The organism is Stappia sp. TSB10P1A, assembly GCF_900185725.1.
In the GTDB taxonomy this organism is placed as follows: domain Bacteria; phylum Pseudomonadota; class Alphaproteobacteria; order Rhizobiales; family Stappiaceae; genus Stappia.
Genome location: NZ_FYAU01000036.1, coordinates 528,288 through 552,331, shown reverse-complemented (window position 1 = coordinate 552,331; position 24,044 = coordinate 528,288). Strand labels below are relative to the sequence as shown.

Genomic DNA, 24,044 nt, shown 5'->3' with positions numbered 1-24,044 from the left:
CGGTCGGGCAGTTCACCAGGACGGCGTTCATGTCTCTTTCGGCCCGGCTGTTCTGGGCAGCGCTCGGTGCGCTGTCCATCGGCTTTCACCTGTGGCTGGTCTTCACCGGCCTGGTGCCCAATCTCGTCAGCCGGCCGCTGCACATGGCGCTTGCCGTCCCCTTCGTCTTCGTGCTGATGGCGCGCACCCCGTTCCAGCGCTGGACAGGCCTGCCGCTGGCGGTCATCGGCGTTGCCGCCTGCCTGTGGGTTGCGTGGAACCATCGCGCGCTTGGCGATCAGTACGGCTTCCTCGTCGACAACGGCCAGTTCGCGATTGCCCTGGTCCTGCTTGGCGTCACGCTGGAGATGGCCCGCCGGGCCATCGGCTGGCCGCTGCCGCTGGTGGCGGCCCTCGCGCTCGCCTATGCGGTCTGGGGCGAGGCCATCCCCGGCGAGTTCGGCCATCCGGGCCTGCCGCTGGCGAGCCTGTTCGGCACGCTGACGATCGCGGAAGGCGCCCTGTGGGGCAAGCTCACAGGGGTCTCCGTCTCGGTCGTCGCCATCTTCGTCATCTTCGGAGCGGTGCTGAATGCCGGCGAGGCGGGGCAGGGCTTCATGAATGTCGCGGCCGCCGCTGCAGGCCGCCTGCGCGGCGGCGCGGCCAAGGTCTCGGTGATTTCCTCCGCGCTGTTCGGCTCGATTTCGGGCTCGGCCTCGGCCAACGTCGCCTCCACCGGCGCCATCACCCTGCCGGCGATGACCCGGCTCGGCTATCCGCGTTCGCTCGCCGGCGCGGTCGAGGCGGTTGCCTCCTCCGGCGGCCAGATCATGCCGCCCTTGATGGGCGCGGGCGCCTTCGTGATGGTCGAACTGACCGGCACGCTCTATTCGGACATCATGATGGCCGCGCTGTTGCCGGCCGGCCTTTATTTTCTCGCGGTGTGGGTCGGTATCGACGCCTTCTCCTTCCGCCATGTGCTGAAGGGGATCGCGCCGGAGGACCGGCCGGCTCTGCGCGCGGTCGTCATTACCTCGGCCTTCTTCCTCGTGCCGTTCTCGGTCCTGCTGTGGGGCATGTTTGGCCTCAAGGTGACGCCGCAATATGCGGCCTCGCTGGCGATCCTCACCGGTGCGCTGCTCTTGGCGTTTGATGCCCGCCTCAGCTTCGACGCACACCGCACCTTGCTGCGGTTGGAAGAGGCGGCGGTGAATTCCGGCCGGCAGATCGCCACCATCGCGGCGATCATCCTGTGCGCCTCGATCATCATCGGCGTCCTCGGCCTCACCGGCCTCGGGGTCAAGATCACCTCGCTGATCCTGTCCGGCTCCGGCGGCTTGTTGTGGCCGGCGCTGCTGCTCACCGCGCTTGCCTGCCTCATCCTCGGCATGGAGGTGCCGACCACGGCGGCCTATGTCATCTGCGTCTCGGTCGCCGGACCCGCGCTCACCGCGCTCGGCGTGCCGGTGCTGCAGGCGCATCTCTTCGTGTTCTGGTACGCGCTGCTGTCGACCATCACGCCGCCGGTCTGCGGTGCGGTCTTCATCGCCGCCGGCATGGTCGGGGAGAACTGGCTGAAGGTCGCGGCCTCGGCGATGGCGCTCGGCCTCGGGCTCTATCTCGTGCCGCTCGGCATGATCGCCAATCCGGACCTGATCGCGCTGGCGGCGGAGCCGACCATGGCGCTGCTTGCGGCGCTCAAGGTCGGCGCGGCCCTCTCCGCCATCTCCTTCGGCGTCATCGCCCCGCTCAATCCGCTGTTGCGGGCCGGTCTCGTCGCCGGCGGCGGCGTGCTGCTCTTCGTCTGACCCTGCAGGGCAGGGCGGATCGCCCTCAGCGCGCCATTCCCAGCAACGCCATCGTCGCCTGCGCCATCACCTTGGCGCTGTCGACCATATCGTCGATGCCGACGAACTCGTCCGGCCGATGGGCCATGTCGAGAATGCCGGGGCCATAGGCGATGCAGTCGTGCAGGTGGCCGATGCGGGCGATGTGCTTCTGGTCGTAGGAACCGGGCGAGATGACATAGTCCGGGCTCTTCGCCAGCACCTCGCGAATGCCATCGGCCACCGCCCGCACCACCGGCGCGTCGCGGTCGGTCATGGTCGGGATCACTTCCATCAGGTCGCGGATGCGGTAGTCGAAGTTCCGGCGGGTGCGGGCGAGATCGTCGAGGATCGACATGACCTCGTCCTTCACCTCGTCGAGGCTCTCCTCGATCAGGTAACGCCGGTCGATCACCATGCGGCAACTGTCGGGCACGCAAGGCGAAGGCAATCCATCGAAGCCTTCCGGCTGGCCGCCATGGACGGAGTTGATGTTCAGCGTCGAGGAGCGCGCGCCCTCCGGCACCACCGGCATGTCCGTGTGCTTGGCCGCGAGCTTGGGAAACAGCTCGCTCTCGAACCGGTCGAGCACCGCCCCCATGTGGCGCACGGCGCAGTCGCCCAGGAACGGCATCGACCCGTGCGCGATGGAGCCCTTGGTCTCGATCTCCGCCCACCACACGCCGCGATGGCCGAGGCAGATGCGATCCTTGTTCAATGGCTCGGGGATGATCACGTGGTCGACGCGCGGCTTGGAGAACATGCCGAGCCGGGCGAGATAGGCAACGCCGCCGAAGCCGCCGGACTCCTCGTCCACCGTGCCGGAAATCTCGATGGCGCCGGGAAAGTCCGGCATCGCCTCCAGCAAGGCCTCCACGGCGATGATCGAGGCGGCGAGCCCGCCCTTCATGTCGCAGGCGCCCCGTCCATAGACCTTGCCGTCCTTCACCTCGCCGCCGAAGGGATCGAAGGTCCAGCCGTGGCCGGCCTCCACCACGTCGATATGCGAGTTGAAATGCACGCAAGGACCCGGCCGGCGTCCCTCGATACGGGCCACCACATTGGTGCGCGGATAGCGGGCGCTGTCGCCGAGCGTGTCCTCTCCCCGGATGTAGCGCACCTGGAAGCCGCGCCGCGCCAGCCGGTTGCCGATCAACTCGGCACAGGGCGTATAGGCCTCGCCCGGCGGGTTGATCGTCGGAATGCGGATGAGATCCCGGGTCAGTGCGACGACATCGTCCCGCTTGTCCTCGACACGTCTAAAAAGCGCCTCCAGCATGTGGTCTCCCGTGTTAGGACATGAAATGCGCGACCGGTGACGTCAGACGGGCATGGTGCCCCAGGCAGAACCCGGTTTCCAGCGCATCCGCAGTGCATATCCTGCGGGTTTTCCGGGCAGTTTGCCCGGCGGGAGCGGCAATGGCGAAAGACGCGGCGTCACGCGGTGGGGCCCAGCCGGGAAAATCGATCCTGCCCGCGCTCGTGCGCGAGGCACAGGGGCCGGGCGCGCCCGTGCTTGCCGCCATGAACCGTCGCCGGCTCACCGTCAGGGTGCTGATTCTGTTGGCAATCGCCAGCGGCATCCTGGCTTCGGCGCTGGTCTTCCTGCGACCGCCGGTGGAGCAGGCATCGCCCCCGGCCGAGGTCGTCCTGTCCGACCCTTTCGCGAACCTTGCCCCGACGGCGCGCGCCCACCTTCTCAATGAGGCGCCGGATGCAGGGCTGGAGCGCGCCGCCGCGTTCAAGCGGGTCTTCGGCGGCGATCCGGCCGACCTGTGCGAGGCGATCTCCGCCCTCGGCGTGCCGATGTCGGAGTGGCGGCTCGACCCCTTCGTGGCCGGCTTCTGGTATTGCGTCAGCGATCTGGCGATCATCGGGCGCGCGGGGCCGGACGGCGCCCGCTCCTCGCTCTTCGTCAATCTGCGCGGCCAGTCGGAAGGCACGCTCAATACCGTGCGGATCAAGCTCAACGGCGACAACCCGCAGACCGCTCCGGCCGCCCGTGCCGCCCTGCTGCGGGTGCTGGAGGCGGTGGGCGCGCGCTACGGCTGGCCCTGGCCGCCGGCTTTCCGGGCCGCCATAGACCGGGGGCAGCCGGTGGATCTGGAGCAGTTCGGCATGCGGCTCAGGGTGTTGCCGGAGGACCCCGGACTGACCGACGACGATGCCGCGGTCATTCGCTTCAACGTCATTCTCGACTTTCCGGTCGTCGATCTTGTCGCCCCGGCGGAGCTGTTTGCGCCTTTCTCCTGGGAGGCTGCGCCGGCGCGTCGCCGCAACCGGCCGGTCGGCGGGGCAACCCTGCGCGCCCCGCCATCGGGCGACATCATCTTCAGCAGCCCGGATGATGACGATGAGGTCAGCGGCCGGGAAGGGGAATGAACTCCTCCGCGTCGCCCGGCACCGTGTCGAAGCGCATCTGCCTCCAGTCTTCCTTGGCCTGGTCGATGCGCTCCTTCGAGGAGGAGACGAAGTTCCACCAGATGTGGCGCGGCCCGTCCATCGGCTCGCCGCCCAGCACCAGGAAGCGCGCCGGCACGCCCCCCGTCGCCCGCACGGTGATGGCGTCTCCGGGCCTGAAGACCAGCAACTGGCCGTCCTCGAAGCTCTCGCCGGCGATCTCGATGGTGCCGCCGACCGTGTAGAGCGCCCGCTCCTCGTGGCCGGCATCGATCGGCATCGAATTCCCCGGCTCCAGCGTCACGTCGGCATAGATCGTTTCGGAGGCCGTCTTCACCGGCGAGCGGGCGCCGAACATCTCGCCGGCGATTACCCGCACGTTGATGCCGTGGTCCTCCAGGAAGGGCAGCGCCTCGCGGCCGACATGCTCGAAGGCCGGGTCGGCCTCCTCGGCGTGTTTCGGCAGTGCCACCCAGCTCTGGATGCCGAACAGCGTGCGCTTGTGGCCCTTCATCTGTGGGTCCTCGCGCTCGGAATGGACGATGCCGCGCCCGGCGGTCATCCAGTTGAGTTCGCCCGGACGGATGGCAAGGTCCGAGCCCAGACTGTCGCGATGGTGGATCTCGCCCTCGAACAGATAGGTCACCGTGGCGAGGCCGATATGCGGATGCGGCCGCACATCGATCCCGCCGGTCTCGAGGAACTCCGCCGGCCCCATCTGATCGAAGAAGATGAAGGGGCCGACCATCTGCCGCTTCGGCGAGGGCAGGGCGCGCCGCACCTCGAAGCCGCCAATGTCGCGGGCACGCGGGACGATCACGGTGTCGATGAGGTCGCATGCCCCGGCATCGCCGGGTGCGGGGTCAAGATCGGGCATCCAGGTCATTGGCGGGTCTCCCTCTGGCGGACTTGCCCGTTGCAGGACAAGCGGCTGGTCACGGACAGGCGGCGCGCTGCATCGGGCTTGCGTCGTTCCTCTGTCATCCGCTACCAACATAATGCGCCGTCGCCGGCGTTGGGGCAAATGCCGGGCGACGCGCCGTTTCCCCTGCTTGGGTTCCCTTGCCAGACCGGTTTCCGGTCTTTGCGGGGGATCGTCTCGCTTAAAACCTCTCCCATCAGGTCGTCAGACCGCTGCCGCCTTTCAGGTTCCCGCCGCCATGCTCAACGTTCTCCTCATCACCGCCGACCAGTGGCGCGGCGATTGCCTCGGCCTCGCCGGGCATCCCGTCGTGCGCACGCCCAATATCGACGCCCTGGCGCGGGAGGCAGTGTATTTCTCCCGCCACTATTGCCAGGCGGCGCCCTGCGCGCCGGCCCGCGCCAGCCTCTACACCGGCCTCTACCAGATGACCAACCGGGTGGTGCGCAACGGCACGCCGCTCGACGCACGGCATGACACCATCGCGCTTGCCGCCCGCCGCGCCGGCTACGATCCGACCCTGTTCGGCTATACCGACCAGTCCGTCGATCCGCGCACGGTCACCGGCGACGATCCCTGGCTGCGCACCTATGAGGGCATCCTGCCGGGCATGAGCGTGCGGGTGCGCGTGCCGGAGGATCACGGCCCCTGGCTGTCCTGGCTGGCGTCTCGCGGGCACGAGCTGCCCGATCCGCGGCAGGACATGTGGCTGCCGGCGGATGGTCCGGCTGATCCGCCCACCGGCCGCCCGGCGCGCTATTCGGCCGAGGAGACCGAGACCGCGTTCCTGGTCGAGGAGTTCCTGCGCTGGCTCGGCGAGGTGGAGAGCGCGCCGCCGGCTCGCGCCAAGGCCGGCGGCCGGCCCTGGTTCGCGCATCTCAGCTTCATCCGCCCGCATCCACCCTTCATCGTGCCGGAGCCCTATGCTTCCATGTACGATCCCGCCGAGGGACCGGCCTTTCGCGGCGCCGCAACGCCGGGCGAGGCCGCTCGCCTCCATCCCTTCCTCGCCTACGCGATCGGCCAGCAGGAAAAGTCGGATTTCGTCTGGGGCGCGCGGGGCAAGGTGCGCGACTGGGACGAAGCCGTGCGCCGTCAGTTGCGCGCCACCTATTGGGGCATGGTCTCGGAGGTCGATGCCCAGATCGGCCGCCTCGTCGCCGAACTGAAGGCGCGGGGTGAGTGGGACAACACGCTGGTCGTGCTCACTGCCGACCATGGCGAGATGATGGGCGACCACCAGCTCTTCTCCAAGCTCGGCTTCTACGATCAGGCCTATCACATCCCGCTGATCGTCCGCGATCCGCGCAAGACCGCCGGCCATGGCCGCAGGGTCGAGGCCTTCACCGAGTCCGTCGACATCATGCCGACGGTGCTGGAGGCGATCGGCGCGGATTGCCCGCCCTGGCTCGACGGGGCGCCGCTGACCGCCTTCCTGGAGGGCGGTACGCCGGCTGGATGGCGCGATGCGGCGCATTGGGAGTATGATTTCCGCGAGGTTGCGACCGGCGAGGCGCAGGCCGCGCTCGGCCTGCCGCTCGATGCCTGCTCCATGAGCGTCATTCGCGATGCGGATGTGAAATACGTCCACTTCGCCGGCCTGCCGCCGCTGCTCTTCGACCTTGCCGCCGATCCGCACGAGACCCGCAATGTCGCCGAGGACCCGGCCTACGCCTCGCTGCGACTGCGCTATGCGGAGAAGATGCTGTCCTGGCGCGCCCGCCATCTCGACCGGCGGCTGACCGGTATCGAGCTGACCGAGGACGGACCGGTCGACGCACGCAAGCCCTGATGCGGGCGGATCAGGCGGAGGCGGGCACTCGCTCGTCCTCTGCTGGCTGCTCCTGTACCGCCGCCGTGTCCGCTGCCGGGATGTTCGCCCGGCAGGGGCCGAGCAGCGTCTGGCAGATCGGCCAGCGGTCGGTGTTGCCGAGTGCCGTCACCTCGCGCACCACATCGGCGACCGTCTCGCGCAGCCAGCGATGCGCCGGCTCGGCGTCGTCGCGCCCATGCCAGATCAGCGACACGGTGAAATCGTCCAGCTCCACCGGCGGCTCGAAGATCTCCAGGTCCAGCATCTCCGCCTTGGCCAGCGCGATGCGCGCCGGCAGGCAGGCGACGAGATCGGCCTTGGCGACCGCATAGGGCGCCATGATGAACTGCGGCAGCGTCAGGAACACCCGCCGCGACAGTCCGCGATTGGCCAGTTCCCGGTCCAGCGTGCCGCCGGTTCCGCTGCGCGGCGTCACCAGCACGTGTTCCGCCGCCACGAATTGCTCCAGGGTCGGCCCCTGCGGCCCGAAGCGCCCGCGCCGGGCGACCCCCACCAGCCGGTCCGAATAGAGCGGCATCGCCCGGTGGCGCGCCTCCAACTCGCCGGCAACGCCGATGGCCATGTCGATCTCGCCGTCGTCCAGCATCGGCGTCATGCCGGCGGCGCGGGAGTTCTTGATATGCAGGTCGAGCTTGGGCGCAGCGTTGCGGAACCGCAGGATCAACGCCTCCAGCAGCACCGCCATCGAATTGTCGGTCATCGCGAGCCGCACCGACCGATCAAGATTGCACGGGTCGAAGGCCAGCGCCGGGGCAATTGCCTCCTCGATCCGCCGCAGCGCCTCCGACAGGGGCATCGCCAGCGATTGCGCCCGCGCGGTCGGCTCCATGCCTCTCCCCGAGCGCACGAACAGCTCGTCGTCGAACAGTGCGCGCAGTCGCGACAACGCGTTCGACATGGCCGGTTGCGACAGGCCGATGCGGCGCGCGGCGCGTGTGACGTTGCGCTCGCTCATGAGCGCGTCGAACGCCACCAGCAGGTTGAGGTCGACCGAGGATATATTCATCTCGTCAATGTTCCCGGATATCCAAAATCAATTGGACGATAGGTGGATCGTGACCCACTTAAGGTCGCGTAGCAATCGCGCAAGTCCCGTCTCCCGGCTTTTGCGTTCTTCGGGCGGAAGAAGGCAGGGCGAGGGGACTGGTGCGATCCAGCCAATCCCGTTCATCAGGAGGGACGGATGATCCGTTTGAACATCAATGGCCAGGATCGCGAGATCGATGTCGATCCCGAGACGCCGCTGCTCTGGGTCCTGCGCGACGAGCTCGGCATGACCGGCACCAAATACGGCTGCGGCATTGCCGCCTGCGGCGCCTGCACCATCCATCTCGACGGCATGGCCGTCCGCTCCTGCCAGACCATGGCGAGCGATGCGGAGGGCATGGCGATCGTCACCATCGAGGGTGTCGACGGCAAGGCGGCCAAGGCCGTCCAGGCCGCCTGGCGCGAGCTGGAGGTGCCGCAATGCGGCTACTGTCAGTCCGGCCAGATCCTTGCCGCCACCGCGCTTCTGGCCGAGACGCCGAAGCCGTCCGACGAGGACATCGACATGGCGATGAGCGGCAATGTCTGTCGCTGTGCCACCTACACCCGTATCCGCGCGGCGATCCATCGCGCTGCCGAGACGATGGAGGGCTGAGCTCATGTTCCATGTGATGAAGCGCATGCAGGACGCCGCCGCGCGTCCCACCCGCCGCAACTTCCTGAAGATGTCGGCGGTCGCCGCCGGCGGTCTCGTCGTCGGGTCGCGGCTTGCGGTTCCGGGTATCGCCCAGGCGAACGGCGCCTCGACCGAGGACGCCTTCACCCCCTTCATCCGCATCTCGCCGGAGGGCATCGTCACGGTGCTCAACAAGCATCTCGACATGGGCCAGGGCAATGCCACGGGCCTTGCGACACTCGTCGCAGAGGAGCTTGATGCGGCTCCCGAGCAGATGCGGGCCGAATTCGCTCCGGCCGATACCGGGCGCTACAAGAACCTTGCCTTCGGTATGCAGGGCACCGGCGGCTCCACCGCCATCGCCAATTCGTTCGAGCAGTACCGCAAGGCCGGCGCCACGGCCCGCGCCATGCTGGTCGCCGCCGCCGCGAAGGCCTGGGGCGTTCCGGCTGCCGAGATCACCGTCTCCGGCGGCACGATTTCGCACGGCTCCGGCAAGTCCGGCACGTTCGGCGAGTTTGCCGAGGCGGCGGCGAAGCTCGAGGCCCCGGCCGAGGTGACGCTGAAGTCGCCCGACCAATGGGTCTATATCGGCAAGTCCTTCCCGCGGCTCGATGTGCCGAACAAGACGGTCGGCGCGCCGAACACCTACGGCATGGACGTCCAGCGCGACGACATGCTGGTCGCCGTGCTGACCCGCCCGCTGGCTTTCGGAGCGAAGGTGGCCTCCTTCGACGCTTCGGCCGCCAGGGCGGTGAAGGGCGTCGTCGACGTCATCGAGGTCCCGGGCCACGGCGTCGCGGTGCTTGCGACCTCGACCTGGCCGGCGATCAAGGCCAGCGAGGCGCTGGAGATCGAGTGGGACGAGACCGGCGCCGAAACCCGCTCCTCCGATGCCCTGTTCGCCGAATTCCGCGAGTTGGCCGAGACGGCCGGTCCCGTGTTCCGCGACGACGGCGATGCAGAGGCCGCGATTGCGGGCGCCGCAACCGTGGTCGAGCAGGTCTTCGAGTTCCCGTATCTCGCCCATGGCATGATGGAGCCGATGGTGCTGACCATCCATGTCGAGGGCGAGCGGGCGAGCCTCTGGTACCCTTCTCAGTTCCAGACGGTGGACCAGCAGACGGCCGCCGCCGTGCTCGGTATCGCGCCGGAGAATGTCACCATCCACACGCTCTATGGCGGCGGCTCCTTCGGCCGGCGCACCACGCCGGACGCCCGTCACATCGTCGAGGCGGCGACCATCGCCAAGCTCTGGGGCAAGTCGCAGCCGATCAAGCTGGTCTACACCCGCGAGGACGACACGCGCGCCGGCTACTACCGGCCGATGGGCGTCCACAAGGTGCGCGCCGGGCTCGACGCGGACGGCAACCTCGTCGGCTGGCATCACCGCATCGTCCAGCAGTCGCTGATGTCCGGCACCTTCTTCGAGCAGTACATGGTCCATGACGGCATCGACGAGACCTCGGTCGAGGGCGTCAAGGATGCCAGCTACGCGATCCCGGCCTTCCATGCCGAGCTGCACTCGCCAAAGGTCGGCGTGCCGGTGCTGTGGTGGCGCTCGGTCGGCCACACCCAGACGGGCTATGTGGTCGAGGCGATGATGGACAAGGCGGCGCGCGCTGCCGGCGTCGATCCGCTGGAGTTCCGCCGCCGGCACCTGTCGCAGCCGTCGGGCATTGCCGAGCGCGACAAGGACAATGCCCGCAAGCTCGGCGTTCTGGAAAAGGTTGCGGAAATGTCCGGCTGGGCGGGACCTGAGAATGGCGACCGCTTCCGCGGCATCGCCGTGCACAAGTCGTTCAACACCTATGTGGCCGAGGTCGCGGAGGTCAGCCGCCGCGACGACGGAACCTTCAGGATCGAGAACGTCTGGTGCGCGGTCGACTGCGGCGTTGCCGTCAACCCGGACAACGTCAAGGCGCAGATGGAAGGCGGCATCGGCTACGGCCTTGCCGCGGTCCTGTTCAGCGAGATCACCCTGACCGACGGTCATGTCGACCAGGTGAACTTCGACAGCTACCGCCCGATGCGTATCGAGGACATGCCGCATGTCGAGGTCGAGGTCCTCGCCTCGGCGGAGGCGCCGTCCGGTGCCGGCGAGCCCGGCACGCCGCCGATCGGTCCGGCCGTGGCGAATGCGATCCTCGCCGCCACCGGCGAACTGCCGGCGGTGCTGCCGCTGACCAAGACGGGCCTCGCCTGAGGGCCATGCCGAGATGAACGAACGGGCCGGCGCGTGTGCCTCACGCGCCGGCCCGTCTTGCTGCACCTTGCTGCGCTGAGGCTTTCGCCCGGTCTCAAGGACAGGGAGCGCCGAGTTCGAGCTCGTAGGTGGTCCTGCCGACGCCCTGCGGCGGCACCGGCGTCAGATAGACCGTCAGATCGCACTCCTGGGTTCTCACTTGCCATTCGCGCGCGCCGTCCGCGCGCGTGCCGGTGTTGGCGACATGGCCTATCGGCGCCTGGCGGAGGGCATCGGCCACCGCCGCGCTGGACAGGATGGTGCCGATCTGCTCGGCGCTGTCGTAAAAACCCGACACTGCTGCCTGTGCGGGCGCGGCGGCGAGTGTCAGGGCGAAGGCGGTGGCGAGGAATTTCATGGCTCGGCATCCTGAAATGGCATGTCCGACGATGCGACCGGCATCGCCAACTTCCCAGTCCTATCTCGTCAGCCATATGCGGTCCATCGTTCCGACACGGCTCCAGGTCGCGCCGACATGCCGCGCCCGACATAATCTCATTGGCCGATGGCTTTTTTGCATTTCCGCCGAAGGCCCTCTCGGCCCTAGCATTTTTCCGGTCCAGTCCGCTCGCGCGTTGGGTGCGGGGCCCGAACCGGGGAGGGGAGATTGCAGCCTTTCACCACCAACCAGGTGCCGCGCATCGTTGCCGGGCCGGGGCGCAGCGCCGAGATCGGCGCCATCGTCGCCGAGCTTGCCGGCCCGGGCGCCTGCGTTCTGCTGGTCGCCGACAACGGCCTGACCGGTATCGGTCTCACCTCCCGCATCGCCGGCTTTCTCAAGGATGGCGGCCACCGGGTCGTCACCCATGACGCGATCCTCAGCGACCCGAAGGAGCCGGCCGTGGCCGAGGCGGTGCGCATCGCCCGCCAGGAGGGGGCCGGTGCCGTCGTCTGTCTCGGCGGCGGCTCGGCGCTCGATGCCGGCAAGCTCGTCGCCGCGATGATCGGCGCCCACGGCAACCTCGAGGACTACCGGCTTGCCGCCGCCGCGCTGCCGGTGGCGCGCGTGCCGCTGGTCTGTGTGCCGACCACCGCCGGCACCGGCTCGGAGGCAACCGCCGTTTCCGTCATCTCCGATGCCGGCGGCACCAAATACTGGTATTGGGCGCCGGCGCTGAAGCCCGATGTCGCCCTGCTCGACGCGCGCCTGACCATCGGCCTGCCGCCGCAGCTCACCGCGGCCTGCGGCGTCGACGCCATCGTCCATGCCATGGAGGCGGCGACGGGCCGGGCCGCCTTCGCCGAGAATTCCCGCATCTGCCACGAGGCGATCCGTCTCGCCACGGCCAATATCGACCGCGCCGTCGCCGAGCCGAACGACCTGGAGGCGCGCGGCGCCATGCTGCTGGCCGCCACCTGGGCCGGCATCGGCATCGACAATGCCGGCACCGGCCTGGCCCACAACATCGCCCATGCGCTGGCAAGCCTGGTGCCGATCCATCACGGCCGCGCCGTCGCCATCGGCATGGCCGCCTCGCTCGGCTGGTCGATGGAGGGGGAGGAGGAGGCTTATACGGAGGTCGCCCGCGCCTTCGGCTGCGCCCATTACGGTGAGCTGCCGATGGCATTTTCCGGCCTTGTTCGCCGCCTCGGCATTCGCCTGTCGCTGGCCGCCGACATCAATCGTCTGCCGCCGGAGCGTCTTGCTGCCCGCATGGCCGCGCCCGAGAACGCCCCGATGCGCAATGCCAGCCGCCGCCTCGTTACCGATGACGACCTGCTGCTGCTGGCGGAGCGCGCGCTCGGCTTCGGCTGACCATCCGGGGAGGAATGCGGATGAACCCTTTGCAGGCGCCCGCCGCCGTCGTAGCCTTTGCCGAGCGGCGGGAGGATGCACGCCGCCCGGGATCCGCAAGCATGACCACAAGCCCGATCGACCGCCGCCGGCTGCCGCTCAATTCGCTGCGCGCCTTCGAGGCCGCCGCACGCCAGATGAGCTTCACCCGTGCGGCCGAAAGCCTCGGCGTCACCCAGAGCGCCATCAGCCGCCATATCCTGAACCTGGAGGAGGTGATCGGCGCCCAACTGTTCGAGCGGCGCGGCTCCTCGCTGGCGCTCACCGCCGCCGGCCAGGACCTGATCGCCAATGTCACCCCGGCGCTCGACCGGCTGCAGGCCGGGCTCAACGCTATCTGCGAGATCGACCGGGGCGGCACGCTGCGCCTTGCCCTGCCGCCGTCCTTCGCCATCCGCATGGCCGCGCCGATCATCGAGACCTGCCGCGCGCAGGGCGGCGTCTCCATCGAGATCGATACGCCCTACGTGCTGGAAAGCCTCGACAGCACCGTGCATGACGCGGCCGTCGTCTTCTCCCGCCCGCGCGTCACCGACCAGGTGATGGACCTGTTGTGGATGGAGGAGCTGACCCTCCTGTGCCGGCCGGACATGGCGCCGCGCCTGCGCGAGGAGGGGATCGCCGCGGCGCTTGCCCGCGAGACCGTCATCCACATCCGCAACGAGGCCGGCCGCCACACAGCCTGGGTGGAGCTGCTGCGCGCCGCCGGCGTCGCCGCCACCCTGCCGCAGGGCGTCGTCTTCGACACCGCCTATATGGCGCTGGATTTCGCCGCCCGCGAGGGCGGGCTCGTCGTCGCCGACCGCCGGCTTGCCGCGCGTGACATCGCCGAAGGGCGGCTCGCGGCCCCGCTCGCCGTCACCGCCGCCTCCGGCTTCGGCTATTTCATGCTGTTCCGTCCCGACGACCTGCAGCGCGAGGCGGTGCAGATCTTCCGCCGCCGCATGCTGACCGAGTTCGCACCCTCGCTCGAACGTCTCCCGACCGAAAGCGAGCGGGCGCAAGGGGCGGCCTGACCGCCGGGTCCCGGCGCGGGTCGCAAATGCGACAGCGGCGGGACGGATTTCGGCCATTGGGCCTTTGCCGCCGCCGGGCTAGGCTGGCATCCGCCCTCCGTTTTTGACCGGGCCCGCCATCAGGAAGGACCTCTCGCCCTTGCAGAAATATTCGGCCTTCTCGCTGCTGCGCAACGCCCTGTCCGGACACCGCGACTGGCAGCCCGCCTGGCGCAAGCCCGATCCGAAACCGGCCTACGATGCCATCATCGTCGGCGGCGGCGGTCATGGTCTTTCGACCGCCTATTATCTCGCCAAGGAGCACGGTCTCACCAATATCGCCGTGCTGGAAAAGGGCTGGCTCGGTTCCGGCAATATCGGCCGCAACACCACCATCGTGCGCTCCAACTACATGCTGCCCGGCAACAACCGCTTCTACGAGTGGTCGATGAAGCTGTGGGAGGGCCTGTCGCTCGACCTCAACTACAATGTGATGTTCTCCCAGCGCGGCATCCTCAACCTGGCGCACACCCCGTCCCAGCTCGACGACTACGCCCGGCGCGGCAACTCCATGCGGCTGGAAGGCATCGATGCCGAACTTCTCGGCCGCGAGGAGGTCGCGCGCAGGGTGCCCGGCCTCGACATGTCGCCGGACGCCCGCTTTCCGGTGCTTGGCGGGCTGTTGCAGCCGCGCGCCGGCACCGCCCGCCACGACGCGGTCGCCTGGGGCTACGCGCGCGCGGCCGATGCGCGCGGCGTCGACATCATCGAGAATTGCGAGGTCACGGGCTTCCTGCGCGAGGGCGGGCGGATCGTCGGCGTCGAGACGACGCGCGGCGAGATCCGCGCGCCCAAGGTCGGCGTTGCCGTGGCCGGCAGCACCTCGCAGGTGCTGCGCCTTGCCGGCATCGAGCGCCTTCCCATTGAAAGCCACGTGCTGCAGGCCTTCGTCTCCGAGCCGGTCAAGCCGATCCTCGACTGCGTCGTCACCTTCGGCGCCGGCCACCTCTACATTTCCCAGTCCGACAAGGGCGGTCTGGTCTTCGGTGGCGACATCGACAAGTACAATTCCTACGCCCAGCGGGGCAACCTGCCGGTGGTCGAGCATGTCATGTCGGAGGTGAGCGTGATGCTGCCCTTCGTCTCGCGGCTGCGGCTGCTGCGCAACTGGGGCGGCATCATGGACATGAGCATGGACGGCAGCCCGATCATCGCCACCGGGCCGCTGCCCGGGCTCTATCTCAATGCCGGCTGGTGCTACGGCGGCTTCAAGGCAACGCCCGCCTCCGGCTGGTGCTTCGCCTGGACCATGGCCAAGGACGAGCCGCACCCGCTCAACGCCCCCTTCACGCTCGACCGGTTCCAGCGCGGCTACGTCCTCGACGAGCGCGGCGCCGGCCCCTATCCGAAGATGCACTGAGAGGACGCCCGCCCATGCGCATCCATTGTCCCTGCTGCGGGCCGCGCGGCGTCGCCGAGTTCTCCTATGGCGGCGACGGCACCGTCCGCCGGCCGGATCTCTCCGTCACCGACACCGACGCCCATGTCGCCTATGTCTTCGAGCGGGAAAACCCGCGCGGGCGCCATGTCGAGCTCTGGCACCATATCGGCGGCTGCCGCCACTGGCTGCTGGTGACGCGCGACACGCTGACCCACGAGATCACCCGCGTCGAGATGGCCGGCCGCTTTGCCGGCGAGGCCGCGCGCATGCCGGGAGCGGGCGCATGAGCGGCTACCGGCTTCCCCAGGGCGGCAGCCATCTCGACCGCTCGCGGCCGCTCGCCTTCCGCTTCGACGGCGAGCCGATGCAGGGCTTTGCCGGCGACACGCTGGCCTCCGCGCTGCTCGCCTCCGGCCGGGTGCTGGTCGGCCGCAGCTTCAAGTACCACCGCCCGCGCGGCGTCATGGGCGCAGGCCCCGAAGAGGCCAACGCGCTGGTCGAACTGCGCGACGGCGCCCGGCAGGAGCCCAACACCCGTGCCACGATGACGGAGCTTTACGGCGGGCTGGAAGCGGCCAGCCAGAACCGCTGGCCGTCGCTCTCCTTCGACATGATGGCGGTCAACGACCTGCTTTCGCCGCTGTTTTCCGCCGGTTTCTACTACAAGACCTTCATGGGAACCGGTCAGGCGACTTGGCATTTCTGCGAGCGCTTCATCCGCAAGGCGGCGGGCCTCGGCCGCGCCACCCACCTTGCCGATCCCGACCGCTACGAGAAGACCAACGCGTTCTGCGACGTGCTGGTGGTCGGTGCCGGACCCGCCGGCCTGATGGCCGCGCGCGCAGCGACCGCCGCCGGCCTGCGCGTCATCCTGGCCGACGAGAATGCGCGAGCCGGCGGCCGTCTTTTCGAGGACGGCGTGCATCTCGACGGACTGGCGCCGGCCGAGTGGATCGACGGCGCCTTGCGCGAGATCGAGGCGGGCGGCGGCCGCATCCTGCCGCGCACCAGCGTCTACGGCTATTTCGACGGCAACGTGCTCGGCGCGGTCGAGCGGGTCGCCGACCACAAGCGCAAGCCGGCGCCCTTCGAGCCGCGCCAGCGCCACTGGACCATCCACGCCCGTCATGTGGTGCTGGCGACCGGCGCCATCGAGCGGCCGCTGGTCTTTTCCGGCAACGATGCGCCGGGCGTCATGCTGGCCTCGGCCGGCCTTGCCCATGCGACGCGCTACGGCGTTGCCGTCGGCGCGTCCGTGGTGGTCTTCGCCAACAATGACGGTGGCGCCCGCACCGCGATCCAGCTTGCCGACCTCGGCGTGTCGATCAAGGCGGTGGTCGACCCGCGCCGCGAGATCGATCCGGCCCTTGCCGCAGCGCTCGGCGCGCGGGGCATTCGCCTCGAAACCGGCGCGGTCGTTGCCGCGACACGGGGGCGCAAGGCCTTGGCCGGCATCGACATTCGCGGCTTCGATCCCATCTCCGGCGCGCTCGGCGCCAATGTCATGCAGCCCGGCTGCGACGCGCTTCTCGTCTCCGGCGGCTGGACGCCGAGCGTGCATCTGGCGAGCCAGGCGGGCAGCGCGCCGGTTTTCGACGCGGCGCTGCAGTCCTTCGTGCCGGGAGCCGCCCGCGAGGCCTGGACGGCGGCAGGGGCCTGCGCCGGCACGCTCGACCTTGCCGGCTGCCTTGCCGCGGGCCTCGAAGCCGGCCGGACGGCGGCGAACGCCTGCGGAAAAACGGCAGAAAACCGCGATATTTCGCTGCCCGCGCTGTCGGGACAACTGGCCGGCGCCGAACTGCCGTTCCCGCTCTTCGACGTGCCGGCGACCGGTGGGGCCAAGCGCTTCGTCGACTTCCAGCACGACGTCACCGCGGACGATGTGGACCTCGCCAATCGCGAGGGCTTCCGCTCGGTCGAGCACCTGAAGCGCTACACGACGCTCGGCATGGCCGCCGACCAGGGCAAGACCTCCAACGTCAACGCCATCGCCCTGATGGCGCGGGCGCGGGGCTTGACCGCGCCTCAGGTCGGCACGACCCGCTTCCGCATGCCCTGGACGGCGGTGACCATCGGCGCGCTGGCCGGCCGCGAGACCGGCCATCACTTCGCGCCGGTGCGCCGCACGCCCTTGCACGACTGGCATGTGGCGAAGGGCGCCGAGATGATGACGGCGGGCCTGTGGATGCGCCCGCGCGCCTATATCGGGCCGGGCGAAACTTTGCGCGATGCCTATATCCGCGAGGCGACGGCCGTGCGCCAGCGCGTTGGCATCGTTGACGTTTCGACGCTGGGCAAGATCGACGTGCAGGGCCCGGACGCGGGCGAATTCCTCAACCGGCTCTACACCGGGGGCTTTGCCAAGCTGCCGGTCGGCAAGGCGCGTTACGGCGTCATGCTGCGCGAGGACGGCATCATGTTCGACGACGGAACCGCCTGGCGGCTGGCGCCGAACCGCTTTCTCGTGACGACCACGACGGCCAATGCCGGCGCGGTGCTGGCCCATATGGAGCACTATCTGGAGGTGGTCTGGCCGGAGCTGCGCGTCCATGTCACCTCGGTGACCGACCGCTTCGCCGGCATGGCGGTGGCCGGGCCGCAGGCGCGCAAGGTGCTGCAGGCCGCGCTCGGCGAGGGCGACGTCTCGACCGAGGCCTGCCCGCATATGGGGATCGTGCGCGGGCGCATCGCCGGGGCGCCGGTGATGATCGCGCGGCTGTCGTTTTCGGGCGAGCTGGCCTACGAGGTCTATTGCGACTGGCCGGCCGGCCTTGCCGTCTGGGAGACCTTGATCGAGGCCGGAAAACCCAATGGAATCATGCCCTACGGCATGGAGGCGCTCGGCACGCTGCGCATCGAGAAGGGGCATATAACCGGCGCTGAAATGGACGGGCGGACGACGCTCGCCGATGTCGGGCTCGGCGGCATGGCGTCGCGGAAGAAGCCGTATGTCGGCTCGACGATGACCCAGCGGCCGGCCTTCGTCGACCCGGAACGGCCGGTTCTGGTCGGGCTGGTGTCGCGGGACGGGCAGGCGATCCGCGCAGGCAGCCACTTGACCCTGCCCGGCGGAGGGGCGAGTCTGGGCCATGTCACCGCCGTGACCTGGTCGCCGGCGCTTGGCGCCAACATCGCGCTCGCCTTCCTGTCCCGTGGCCGCGACCGCCACGGCGAGGTGCTGGAGGCGGCCTTCCCGCTGAAGGACGAGCGGGTGGCGGTGACCGTCGCCGATCCCTGCTTCTATGACCCCGACGGGAGCCGAATGCATGTCTGACGTCAGCAACGAGCAACCCCGAACCGAGCCCCAAACGACGGTCGCAAGACCGGTGGTCGGCCGGCTGGTGCCGGGCGAGGCGGCGGGCGCGGAGCCCCCGGCGCTGACCCTCAGGGAGCTTTCCACTGGGGCGCTTCTGGAGGTCGGCGCATGGCCTAACCATCTGGAAAAAGTAACGAAAACCCTCTCGGACCTGGCCGGAACGACCCTGCCGGGACGGCCCGGCCGCTTCACCGAAAGCCCGTCGGCGCTGGTCTGCTGGATCGCCTTCGGCCGGTTCATCTATCTCGGCGCGGCGGCCGAGGACACGGCCCGCGTCGACGGCGCGCTCGAGGCGGAAGACGCCGCCGTGGTCGATCTCGCCGGCGCCCGCCGGATCGTCCGGATCGAGGGCGAGGCGGCGTCCGAGGTGCTCAACAAGGCGGTCGCCATCGACTTCGACCCGGCCGCGTTTCCGGCCGGAGCGCTGGCGCAATCGGTGATCCACCAGATCCCGGCGGTGATTCTGCGGCGCAGCGAAACGGTGTTCGACGTGCTGGCGCCGTCGAGCCTTGCCGACGCGCTGATCGACTGGATGACCGACGCGGCGCTGGAATTCGGCTACCGGGTCGGCGAGCCGGGCGCGGTGCTGTAACGCCCCCAGAATCACGGAAAATCACGGAAAATCGCGCGAAAAACCCTGCAACCCGTTGAGATTGCAGGGCTCTCAATTTTCGAGACGAATTTTGCGAAATTCCGTCTCAATTCGCCCGATTTTTGAGAATGCCGTCTCGAAATCGGCGTTCGGCGGCAAACGGCGCGCGTGAGCGTGGCGCGCGCCCAAAAAAAACGGTCAGAGCCCCCCAAAGACCCCCCGCCGGAGGCCCCCAGAGGCTCCTGCCGGACCCTAGACGTTGCTGTCGGGGAACTCGGCCTTGCGGCGGGCCATGAAGCCGATCAGGGCGTCGTCGATCGCCGGGTCGAGCGCCGGCGCCTCGTAGTCGGCGAGCATCTGCTTCCACTTCCGGTTCGCCCGCCAGGCGGCATCCAGCCCGCCATCGGCGCTCCACTGCTCGAAGGAGTTGTTGTCGGCGATCTCCGAGCGATAGAAGGCGGTCTCGAAATTGCGCTGGGTGTGCAGGGCGCCGAGGAAATGCCCGCCCGGCCCGACCTCGGCGAGGGCGTCCATCGCCTGCGCTTCCTCCGAGAGGTCGATGCCCTTGGCAAGGACATGCATCATGCCGAGCTGGTCGGCGTCCATGACGAATTTCTCGTAGGACGAGCACAGCCCGCCCTCCAGCCAGCCGGCGGCGTGCAGGCAGAAGTTCACCCCCGACAGCAGCGTCGCCAGGATGGTCTGGGCGGACTCCTGCGCCGACTGGGCGTCCGGGGTCTTTGACGAGGTGAAGGAGCCGCCGGAGCGGAAGGGCAGGCCCGCGCGCCGCGCAAGCTTGGCCGCGCCGTTGAGCAGCAGGCTGCCCTCCGGCGAGCCGAAGGTGGGCGCGCCGGACTGCATCGAGATCGAGGAGACGAAGGCGCCGAAGACGACCGGCGCGCCGGGACGCACGAGCTGGGTCAGCGCGCAGCCGGCCAGCGCCTCGGCCAGCACCTGCGACAGGGTGCCGGCGACCGTCACCGGGCTCATCGCGCCGGCGAGGATGAAGGGCGAGACGATGCAGGCCTGGTTGGCCGCCGCATAGACCTTGAGCGCGCCGAGCATGGTCGCGTCATAGACCAGCGGCGAATTGGCGTTGATGAGCTGGATCATCACGCAGTTCTGGTCGACGAACTCCTTGCCGAAGACCAGCTCGGCCATGGCGACGGAATCGCGCGCCCGCTCCGGCGCGGTGACCGAGCCCATGAACGGCTTGTCGGAATATTTCAGATGGGCATAGACCATGTCGAAATGCCGCTTGTTGACCGGCAGGTCGACGGGCTCGCACACCGTGCCGCCCGAATGGTGCAGCCAGGGCGAGGCGTAGGACAGTTTCACGAAATTGCGGAAGTCCTCGATGGTGCCGTAGCGGCGGCCCTTGTCGAGGTCGGTGACGAAGGGCGGGCCGTAGACCGGCGCGAAGACGGTGTTGTTGCCGCCGATGACGACGTTGCGCTCCGGGTTGCGGGCGTGCTGGACGAATTGCGAGGGCGCGGTCTTGACGAGCTCGCGCAGCATGCCTTTCGGAAAGCGCACGCGCTCGCCCGAAACCTCGGCGCCGGCCGCCTTCCAGATCGCGATGGTCTCGGGATCGTCGCGGAATTCCAGGCCGATCTCGGCCAGCAGCCGGTCGGCATTGGCCTCGATCAGCTCGGCGCCCTCGTCGCTGAGAATGTCGTAGACCGGCAGGTTGCGGGAAATATAGGGCAGGGCGCCGGCCGCCTGCGATCCGCGTCGCTTTTCCGTCCTTGCCGCCCGGCCGCGCCGTCCGGCGCGCGCTTCCTGGTCACTCATCCGCTGCAAGTCCTCTGCGTAGCTGCCGACTGCCGATTCTGCCCGTCACTGTGCGCCGGGCGCGCGCCCGCCTGCGGCGCGAAAGCGTCGTCGGTTTCTCTAAAAGCGTCATGGGTGCGCGCTGCATTGCGGGGACGGGAGCCGGCCGCGGCCGGGCATCTTTGGCCCGCGTGTCGTCGCGGGGATGGTGGCATGACGCAATCAGGCCATTGGGGGACGCAAATCGTGGCAATACTGCCGGCGAAGGGGCAGGCCGGCGCGCCGACCCGCCCAGGCCCGCAGGCAAGAAGGGTGGACAATGTCGGCGTTTCCGGACAAGGCACAAATCGTCATCATCGGCCTCGGCGGCATCGTCGGCGCCTCGGTGGCGCATCATCTGCTGGAGCGCGGCTGGACCGATGTCGTCGGCATCGACAAGTCCGGCATCCCGACCGATATCGGCTCCACCGCCCATGCCTCCGACTTCTGCTACACCACCAGCCACGACTACCTGTCGGTCTGGACGACGCAGTATTCCATCGATTTCTTCGAGAAGATGGGCCACTACGCGCGCATCGGCGGGCTGGAAGTGGCGCGCACCGGCGACGACACCTGGATGGAGGAAATCCGGCGCAAGGCGAGCTCCGCCAAGGCCTTCGGCACCCGCGCCCATCTGGTGACGCCCGCCGAGATCAAGCAGAAGTTCCCCCTGATCGAGGAGGACATGGTCCAGGGCGGGCTGTTCGACCCGGATGCCGGCCTCGTGGTGCCGCGCTCGCAGACGGTCGCCGGCAAGCTGGTCGACGAGGGCGAGAAGACCGGCCGGCTGCGGGCCTTCGCCAACACGCCGGCGCAATCGCTGGTCATTGAGGACGGGCGGATCGTCGGCGTCGTCACCCATCGCGGCACGATCCGCGCCGACCACGTCATCGTCTGCGCGGGTCTCTGGGGCCGGCTGATCGCCGAGATGGTCGGCGAGGACCTGCCCGTGATGCCGGTCGACCATCCGCTGACCTTCTTCGGGCCCTATACCGAGTTCGAAGGCACCGGCAAGGAGATCGGCTATCCGTTGCTGCGCGACCAGGGCAACTCCGCCTATATGCGCGACACCGGCGACCCGAAGACCACCGAGGGCGGCCAGATCGAGTGGGGCTATTACGAGACCGACGAGCCGCGCCTGTGCCACCCGCGCGAGCTGCTGGAAAAGCACGAGGCGCGCCTGTCGCCCTCGCAGCGCGACCTGGAGATGGAGCAGGTGATCGGCCCGCTGGAACGGGCGATGGAGCTGACGCCGATCCTCGGCGAGCTCGGCTACAACGAGAGCCACTCGTTCAACGGGCTGCTGCAGGTCTCCGCCGCCGGCGGGCCGTCCTGCGGCGAGAGCCAGAAGGTGCGCGGCCTGTGGTACTGCGTCGCGATCTGGGTGAAGGACGGGCCGGGCTACGGCAAGCTGATCGCCGACTGGATCACCGACGGGCGCACCGGCATCGACCACGCCTCCATCGACTATTCCCGCTTCTACGCGCACCAGCTGACCGAGGATTTCATCGAGGGGCGCTGCCGCGAGGCGGCGCAGAAGATCTACTTCCCCGCGATCCATCCGCGCGAGCCCTACGCGACCGGACGAAACGTCAAGCGCTCGCCCTTCCATGAGCGCGAGGTGGAACTCGGCGGCCACTTCATGGAGCTCGGCGGCTGGGAGCGCGCCCATGGCTACGCGGCCAACGAGCACCTGCTGGACAAGTACGGCGACCGCGTGCCCGAGCGGCGGAACGAGTGGGACAACAGGCACTTCTGGCGCGTGTCGAATGCCGAGCACCTGGCGATGAGCGAGGATTGCGCGCTCATCAACCTCTCGCATTTCTACATGTTCGAGGTCGAGGGCCCGGACCATGTGGAGCTGCTGGAATGGCTGTGCGCGGCGAAGATCGGCGGCGACGGCACTATCGGCAAGGGCATCTACACCCATTTCCTAGACGATGAGGGCATGGTGCGGGCGGACCTCACCGTGATCCGCATGGCCGACCGCTGCCGCATCATCGATGGCGCCGATGCCGGCCCGCGCGACCTCCACTATGTCCGAAGGACGGCGCAGGACCGCGGGCTCGACGTCACCGTCACCGATGTCAGCGAGCGCTACACCACCATCGGCATCTGGGGGCCGAATGCGCGCGACAGGCTGAAGCAGGCGGTGGCCGATCCGGCGGGCCTGGAGCCGGAGGCCTTCCCCTTCGCGGCGATCCGCGAGATCGAGATCGCCGGGCGCAAGGTGACGGCGCTGCGCCTGTCCTATGTCGGCGAGCAGGGCTGGGAGCTGCATATGGCCTACGAGGACGGGCTCGCCGTCTGGGACGCGCTGCGGGCGCTCGGCATCATGGCGGCGGGCGTCGAGACCTATGCCAATTCGCGGCGGATGGAGAAGTCGCTGCGCCTGCAGAACGCCGACCTGCTGACCCAGTACAACCTTTATGAGGCCGATCTTGCCCGCCCCAAGGTCAAGGAGGCCGACTTCCGCGGCAAGGCGAAGCACCTGGACTACCGGGCGCGCGCGCACCAGCCGGCGATGCTGTGCACGCTGGTGATGACCGACAATGTCGATGCCGGCGGCACGCCGCGCTACCCGGTCGGCACGCTGCCGGTGATCGACCCGGCAACCGGCAAGACCCTGGTCGATGCGCTGGGCCGGCTCTCCTACACGACCTCGATCGCCTATGGCCCGACGGTGGGAAAGAACATCGCGCTCGCCTATCTGCCGCATGAGTTCGCCAGGGTGGGTCAGAAGCTCAGTGTGGAGTATTTCTCGCAAGAGTTTCCGGTGGAGGTCGCCGGCGTCGGCTACGCGCCGCTCTACGACCCGCAGAACCTGAAGCCGCGGAGCTGAGGCGGCCGCCGGGGGGGACAGGGGGGAGACCGGAGTGCCTGCCATTGTGTGTGCTCGCAAGCCCCTCCGTCGTCATCCCGGCCGCAGAGCCGGGATCGGCGAGCCACGGCGGTTGCGGTTTCGTTTCGGAGCGTGCCCCATAGGCTCTCGGCTCGCCGATCCCGCATCTCCGCTTCGCTGCGTGCGGGATGACGCGGGGAGAGGGCGATGCGCGCCAACCCCGGCTCTGGCAGCCAATGGGCACCGGGTCGCGCTTACGCTTGCCCGGTGTGACGGCTGAGGGGATGCGAGGCCGTACCTCCTCCTCGGAGGTCATCCCGGCCAAGCGCAGCGCAGAGCCGGGACCCATTGGCGACCTCGGCAGGCGTGAGGCGGGCGGCTT

General features: G+C 68.9%; 17 protein-coding genes. 12 read left to right on the top strand and 5 right to left on the bottom strand.

What is annotated here, in order from left to right; genetic code table 11:
• Window positions 1–29: 29 nt before the first annotated feature.
• Window positions 30–1,787 carry a TRAP transporter fused permease subunit gene (locus tag TSB10P1A_RS21085; RefSeq protein WP_186389904.1) on the top strand — a complete coding sequence of 586 codons (1,758 nt, stop codon included), beginning with the start codon at window positions 30–32 and terminating at the stop codon, window positions 1,785–1,787.
• Window positions 1,788–1,812: 25 nt separating this feature from the next.
• On the opposite strand, the gene TSB10P1A_RS21080 is transcribed toward TSB10P1A_RS21085, so the two are convergent.
• Window positions 1,813–3,084 (bottom strand): acetylornithine deacetylase/succinyl-diaminopimelate desuccinylase family protein, encoded by a 1,272-nt coding sequence (locus tag TSB10P1A_RS21080; protein WP_186389903.1) that lies wholly within the window; start codon window positions 3,082–3,084, stop codon window positions 1,813–1,815.
• 140 nt (window positions 3,085–3,224) lie between these two features.
• Here TSB10P1A_RS21080 and TSB10P1A_RS21075 point away from each other — a divergent pair, with 140 nt between their 5' ends.
• The gene (locus TSB10P1A_RS21075; protein WP_186389902.1) at window positions 3,225–4,187 is read left to right on the top strand and encodes a DUF6030 family protein; all 963 of its coding nucleotides are present in this window, start codon (window positions 3,225–3,227) and stop codon (window positions 4,185–4,187) included.
• Here the strand turns inward: TSB10P1A_RS21075 and TSB10P1A_RS21070 are convergent.
• On the bottom strand, window positions 4,165–5,091 hold the full coding sequence (locus TSB10P1A_RS21070) for a pirin family protein (RefSeq protein WP_186389901.1): 927 nt from the start codon (window positions 5,089–5,091) through the stop codon (window positions 4,165–4,167). The two genes, TSB10P1A_RS21075 and TSB10P1A_RS21070, sit on opposite strands and share 23 nt — an antisense overlap.
• A 274-nt stretch (window positions 5,092–5,365) precedes the next feature.
• Between TSB10P1A_RS21070 and TSB10P1A_RS21065 the strand changes: the two genes are divergently transcribed.
• Window positions 5,366–6,919 carry an alkaline phosphatase family protein gene (locus tag TSB10P1A_RS21065; protein ID WP_186389900.1) on the top strand — a complete coding sequence of 518 codons (1,554 nt, stop codon included), beginning with the start codon at window positions 5,366–5,368 and terminating at the stop codon, window positions 6,917–6,919.
• Window positions 6,920–6,929: 10 nt separating this feature from the next.
• Here the strand turns inward: TSB10P1A_RS21065 and TSB10P1A_RS21060 are convergent, their stop codons facing one another.
• Window positions 6,930–7,967: a LysR family transcriptional regulator gene (locus TSB10P1A_RS21060; RefSeq protein ID WP_186389899.1), complete on the bottom strand. Its 1,038-nt coding sequence runs from the start codon at window positions 7,965–7,967 to the stop codon at window positions 6,930–6,932.
• Between the two features lie 177 nt (window positions 7,968–8,144).
• Between TSB10P1A_RS21060 and TSB10P1A_RS21055 the strand changes: the two genes are divergently transcribed.
• Window positions 8,145–8,603 (top strand): (2Fe-2S)-binding protein, encoded by a 459-nt coding sequence (locus tag TSB10P1A_RS21055; RefSeq protein ID WP_186389898.1) that lies wholly within the window; start codon window positions 8,145–8,147, stop codon window positions 8,601–8,603.
• A 4-nt stretch (window positions 8,604–8,607) separates the two neighbouring features.
• Window positions 8,608–10,830: a xanthine dehydrogenase family protein molybdopterin-binding subunit gene (locus tag TSB10P1A_RS21050; RefSeq protein WP_186389897.1), complete on the top strand. Its 2,223-nt coding sequence runs from the start codon at window positions 8,608–8,610 to the stop codon at window positions 10,828–10,830.
• A gap of 94 nt (window positions 10,831–10,924) precedes the next feature.
• Here the strand turns inward: TSB10P1A_RS21050 and TSB10P1A_RS21045 are convergent, their stop codons facing one another.
• A complete protein-coding gene (locus tag TSB10P1A_RS21045; protein ID WP_186389896.1) occupies window positions 10,925–11,227 on the bottom strand; it encodes a hypothetical protein in 303 nt (100 codons plus the stop codon).
• Window positions 11,228–11,476: 249 nt separating this feature from the next.
• On the opposite strand from TSB10P1A_RS21045, the gene TSB10P1A_RS21040 reads away from it, so the two are divergent.
• The 6 genes from TSB10P1A_RS21040 to TSB10P1A_RS21015 all read left to right on the top strand — a co-directional run bounded on the left by TSB10P1A_RS21040 (window position 11,477) and on the right by TSB10P1A_RS21015 (window position 19,008).
• A complete protein-coding gene (locus TSB10P1A_RS21040; RefSeq protein ID WP_186389895.1) occupies window positions 11,477–12,625 on the top strand; it encodes an iron-containing alcohol dehydrogenase in 1,149 nt (382 codons plus the stop codon).
• A gap of 101 nt (window positions 12,626–12,726) precedes the next feature.
• Window positions 12,727–13,680 carry a LysR family transcriptional regulator gene (locus TSB10P1A_RS21035; protein WP_186389894.1) on the top strand — a complete coding sequence of 318 codons (954 nt, stop codon included), beginning with the start codon at window positions 12,727–12,729 and terminating at the stop codon, window positions 13,678–13,680.
• Window positions 13,681–13,819: 139 nt separating this feature from the next.
• The gene (locus TSB10P1A_RS21030; protein ID WP_186389893.1) at window positions 13,820–15,079 is read left to right on the top strand and encodes a sarcosine oxidase subunit beta family protein; all 1,260 of its coding nucleotides are present in this window, start codon (window positions 13,820–13,822) and stop codon (window positions 15,077–15,079) included.
• A gap of 14 nt (window positions 15,080–15,093) precedes the next feature.
• Complete coding sequence (locus tag TSB10P1A_RS21025) at window positions 15,094–15,387, top strand: sarcosine oxidase subunit delta (RefSeq protein WP_186389892.1); 294 nt, start codon at window positions 15,094–15,096, stop codon at window positions 15,385–15,387.
• Window positions 15,384–18,374, top strand: coding sequence for a sarcosine oxidase subunit alpha family protein (locus tag TSB10P1A_RS21020; protein WP_186389891.1), 2,991 nt, complete (start codon window positions 15,384–15,386; stop codon window positions 18,372–18,374). Before TSB10P1A_RS21025 ends, TSB10P1A_RS21020 begins: the two co-directional genes overlap by 4 nt.
• Window positions 18,367–19,008: a sarcosine oxidase subunit gamma gene (locus TSB10P1A_RS21015; RefSeq protein WP_186389890.1), complete on the top strand. Its 642-nt coding sequence runs from the start codon at window positions 18,367–18,369 to the stop codon at window positions 19,006–19,008. Before TSB10P1A_RS21020 ends, TSB10P1A_RS21015 begins: the two co-directional genes overlap by 8 nt.
• Window positions 19,009–19,260: 252 nt before the next feature.
• On the opposite strand, the gene TSB10P1A_RS21010 is transcribed toward TSB10P1A_RS21015, so the two are convergent.
• On the bottom strand, window positions 19,261–20,802 hold the full coding sequence (locus TSB10P1A_RS21010) for a trimethylamine methyltransferase family protein (RefSeq protein ID WP_186389889.1): 1,542 nt from the start codon (window positions 20,800–20,802) through the stop codon (window positions 19,261–19,263).
• Window positions 20,803–21,100: 298 nt separating this feature from the next.
• Here TSB10P1A_RS21010 and TSB10P1A_RS21005 point away from each other — a divergent pair, with 298 nt between their 5' ends.
• Window positions 21,101–23,662 carry an FAD-dependent oxidoreductase gene (locus TSB10P1A_RS21005; protein ID WP_186389888.1) on the top strand — a complete coding sequence of 854 codons (2,562 nt, stop codon included), beginning with the start codon at window positions 21,101–21,103 and terminating at the stop codon, window positions 23,660–23,662.
• The last annotated feature ends 382 nt before the right edge of the window (window positions 23,663–24,044 follow it).

Coding starts and splice junctions, on each gene's coding strand:
- TSB10P1A_RS21085 (WP_186389904.1), top strand. CDS start 30: ATGTCTCTTTCGGCCCGGCTGTTCTGGGCAGCGCTCGGTGCGCTGTCC.
- TSB10P1A_RS21080 (WP_186389903.1), bottom strand. CDS start 3,084: ATGCTGGAGGCGCTTTTTAGACGTGTCGAGGACAAGCGGGACGATGTC.
- TSB10P1A_RS21075 (WP_186389902.1), top strand. CDS start 3,225: ATGGCGAAAGACGCGGCGTCACGCGGTGGGGCCCAGCCGGGAAAATCG.
- TSB10P1A_RS21070 (WP_186389901.1), bottom strand. CDS start 5,091: ATGACCTGGATGCCCGATCTTGACCCCGCACCCGGCGATGCCGGGGCA.
- TSB10P1A_RS21065 (WP_186389900.1), top strand. CDS start 5,366: ATGCTCAACGTTCTCCTCATCACCGCCGACCAGTGGCGCGGCGATTGC.
- TSB10P1A_RS21060 (WP_186389899.1), bottom strand. CDS start 7,967: ATGAATATATCCTCGGTCGACCTCAACCTGCTGGTGGCGTTCGACGCG.
- TSB10P1A_RS21055 (WP_186389898.1), top strand. CDS start 8,145: ATGATCCGTTTGAACATCAATGGCCAGGATCGCGAGATCGATGTCGAT.
- TSB10P1A_RS21050 (WP_186389897.1), top strand. CDS start 8,608: ATGTTCCATGTGATGAAGCGCATGCAGGACGCCGCCGCGCGTCCCACC.
- TSB10P1A_RS21045 (WP_186389896.1), bottom strand. CDS start 11,227: ATGAAATTCCTCGCCACCGCCTTCGCCCTGACACTCGCCGCCGCGCCC.
- TSB10P1A_RS21035 (WP_186389894.1), top strand. CDS start 12,727: ATGACCACAAGCCCGATCGACCGCCGCCGGCTGCCGCTCAATTCGCTG.
- TSB10P1A_RS21025 (WP_186389892.1), top strand. CDS start 15,094: ATGCGCATCCATTGTCCCTGCTGCGGGCCGCGCGGCGTCGCCGAGTTC.
- TSB10P1A_RS21020 (WP_186389891.1), top strand. CDS start 15,384: ATGAGCGGCTACCGGCTTCCCCAGGGCGGCAGCCATCTCGACCGCTCG.
- TSB10P1A_RS21015 (WP_186389890.1), top strand. CDS start 18,367: ATGTCTGACGTCAGCAACGAGCAACCCCGAACCGAGCCCCAAACGACG.
- TSB10P1A_RS21010 (WP_186389889.1), bottom strand. CDS start 20,802: ATGAGTGACCAGGAAGCGCGCGCCGGACGGCGCGGCCGGGCGGCAAGG.
- TSB10P1A_RS21005 (WP_186389888.1), top strand. CDS start 21,101: ATGTCGGCGTTTCCGGACAAGGCACAAATCGTCATCATCGGCCTCGGC.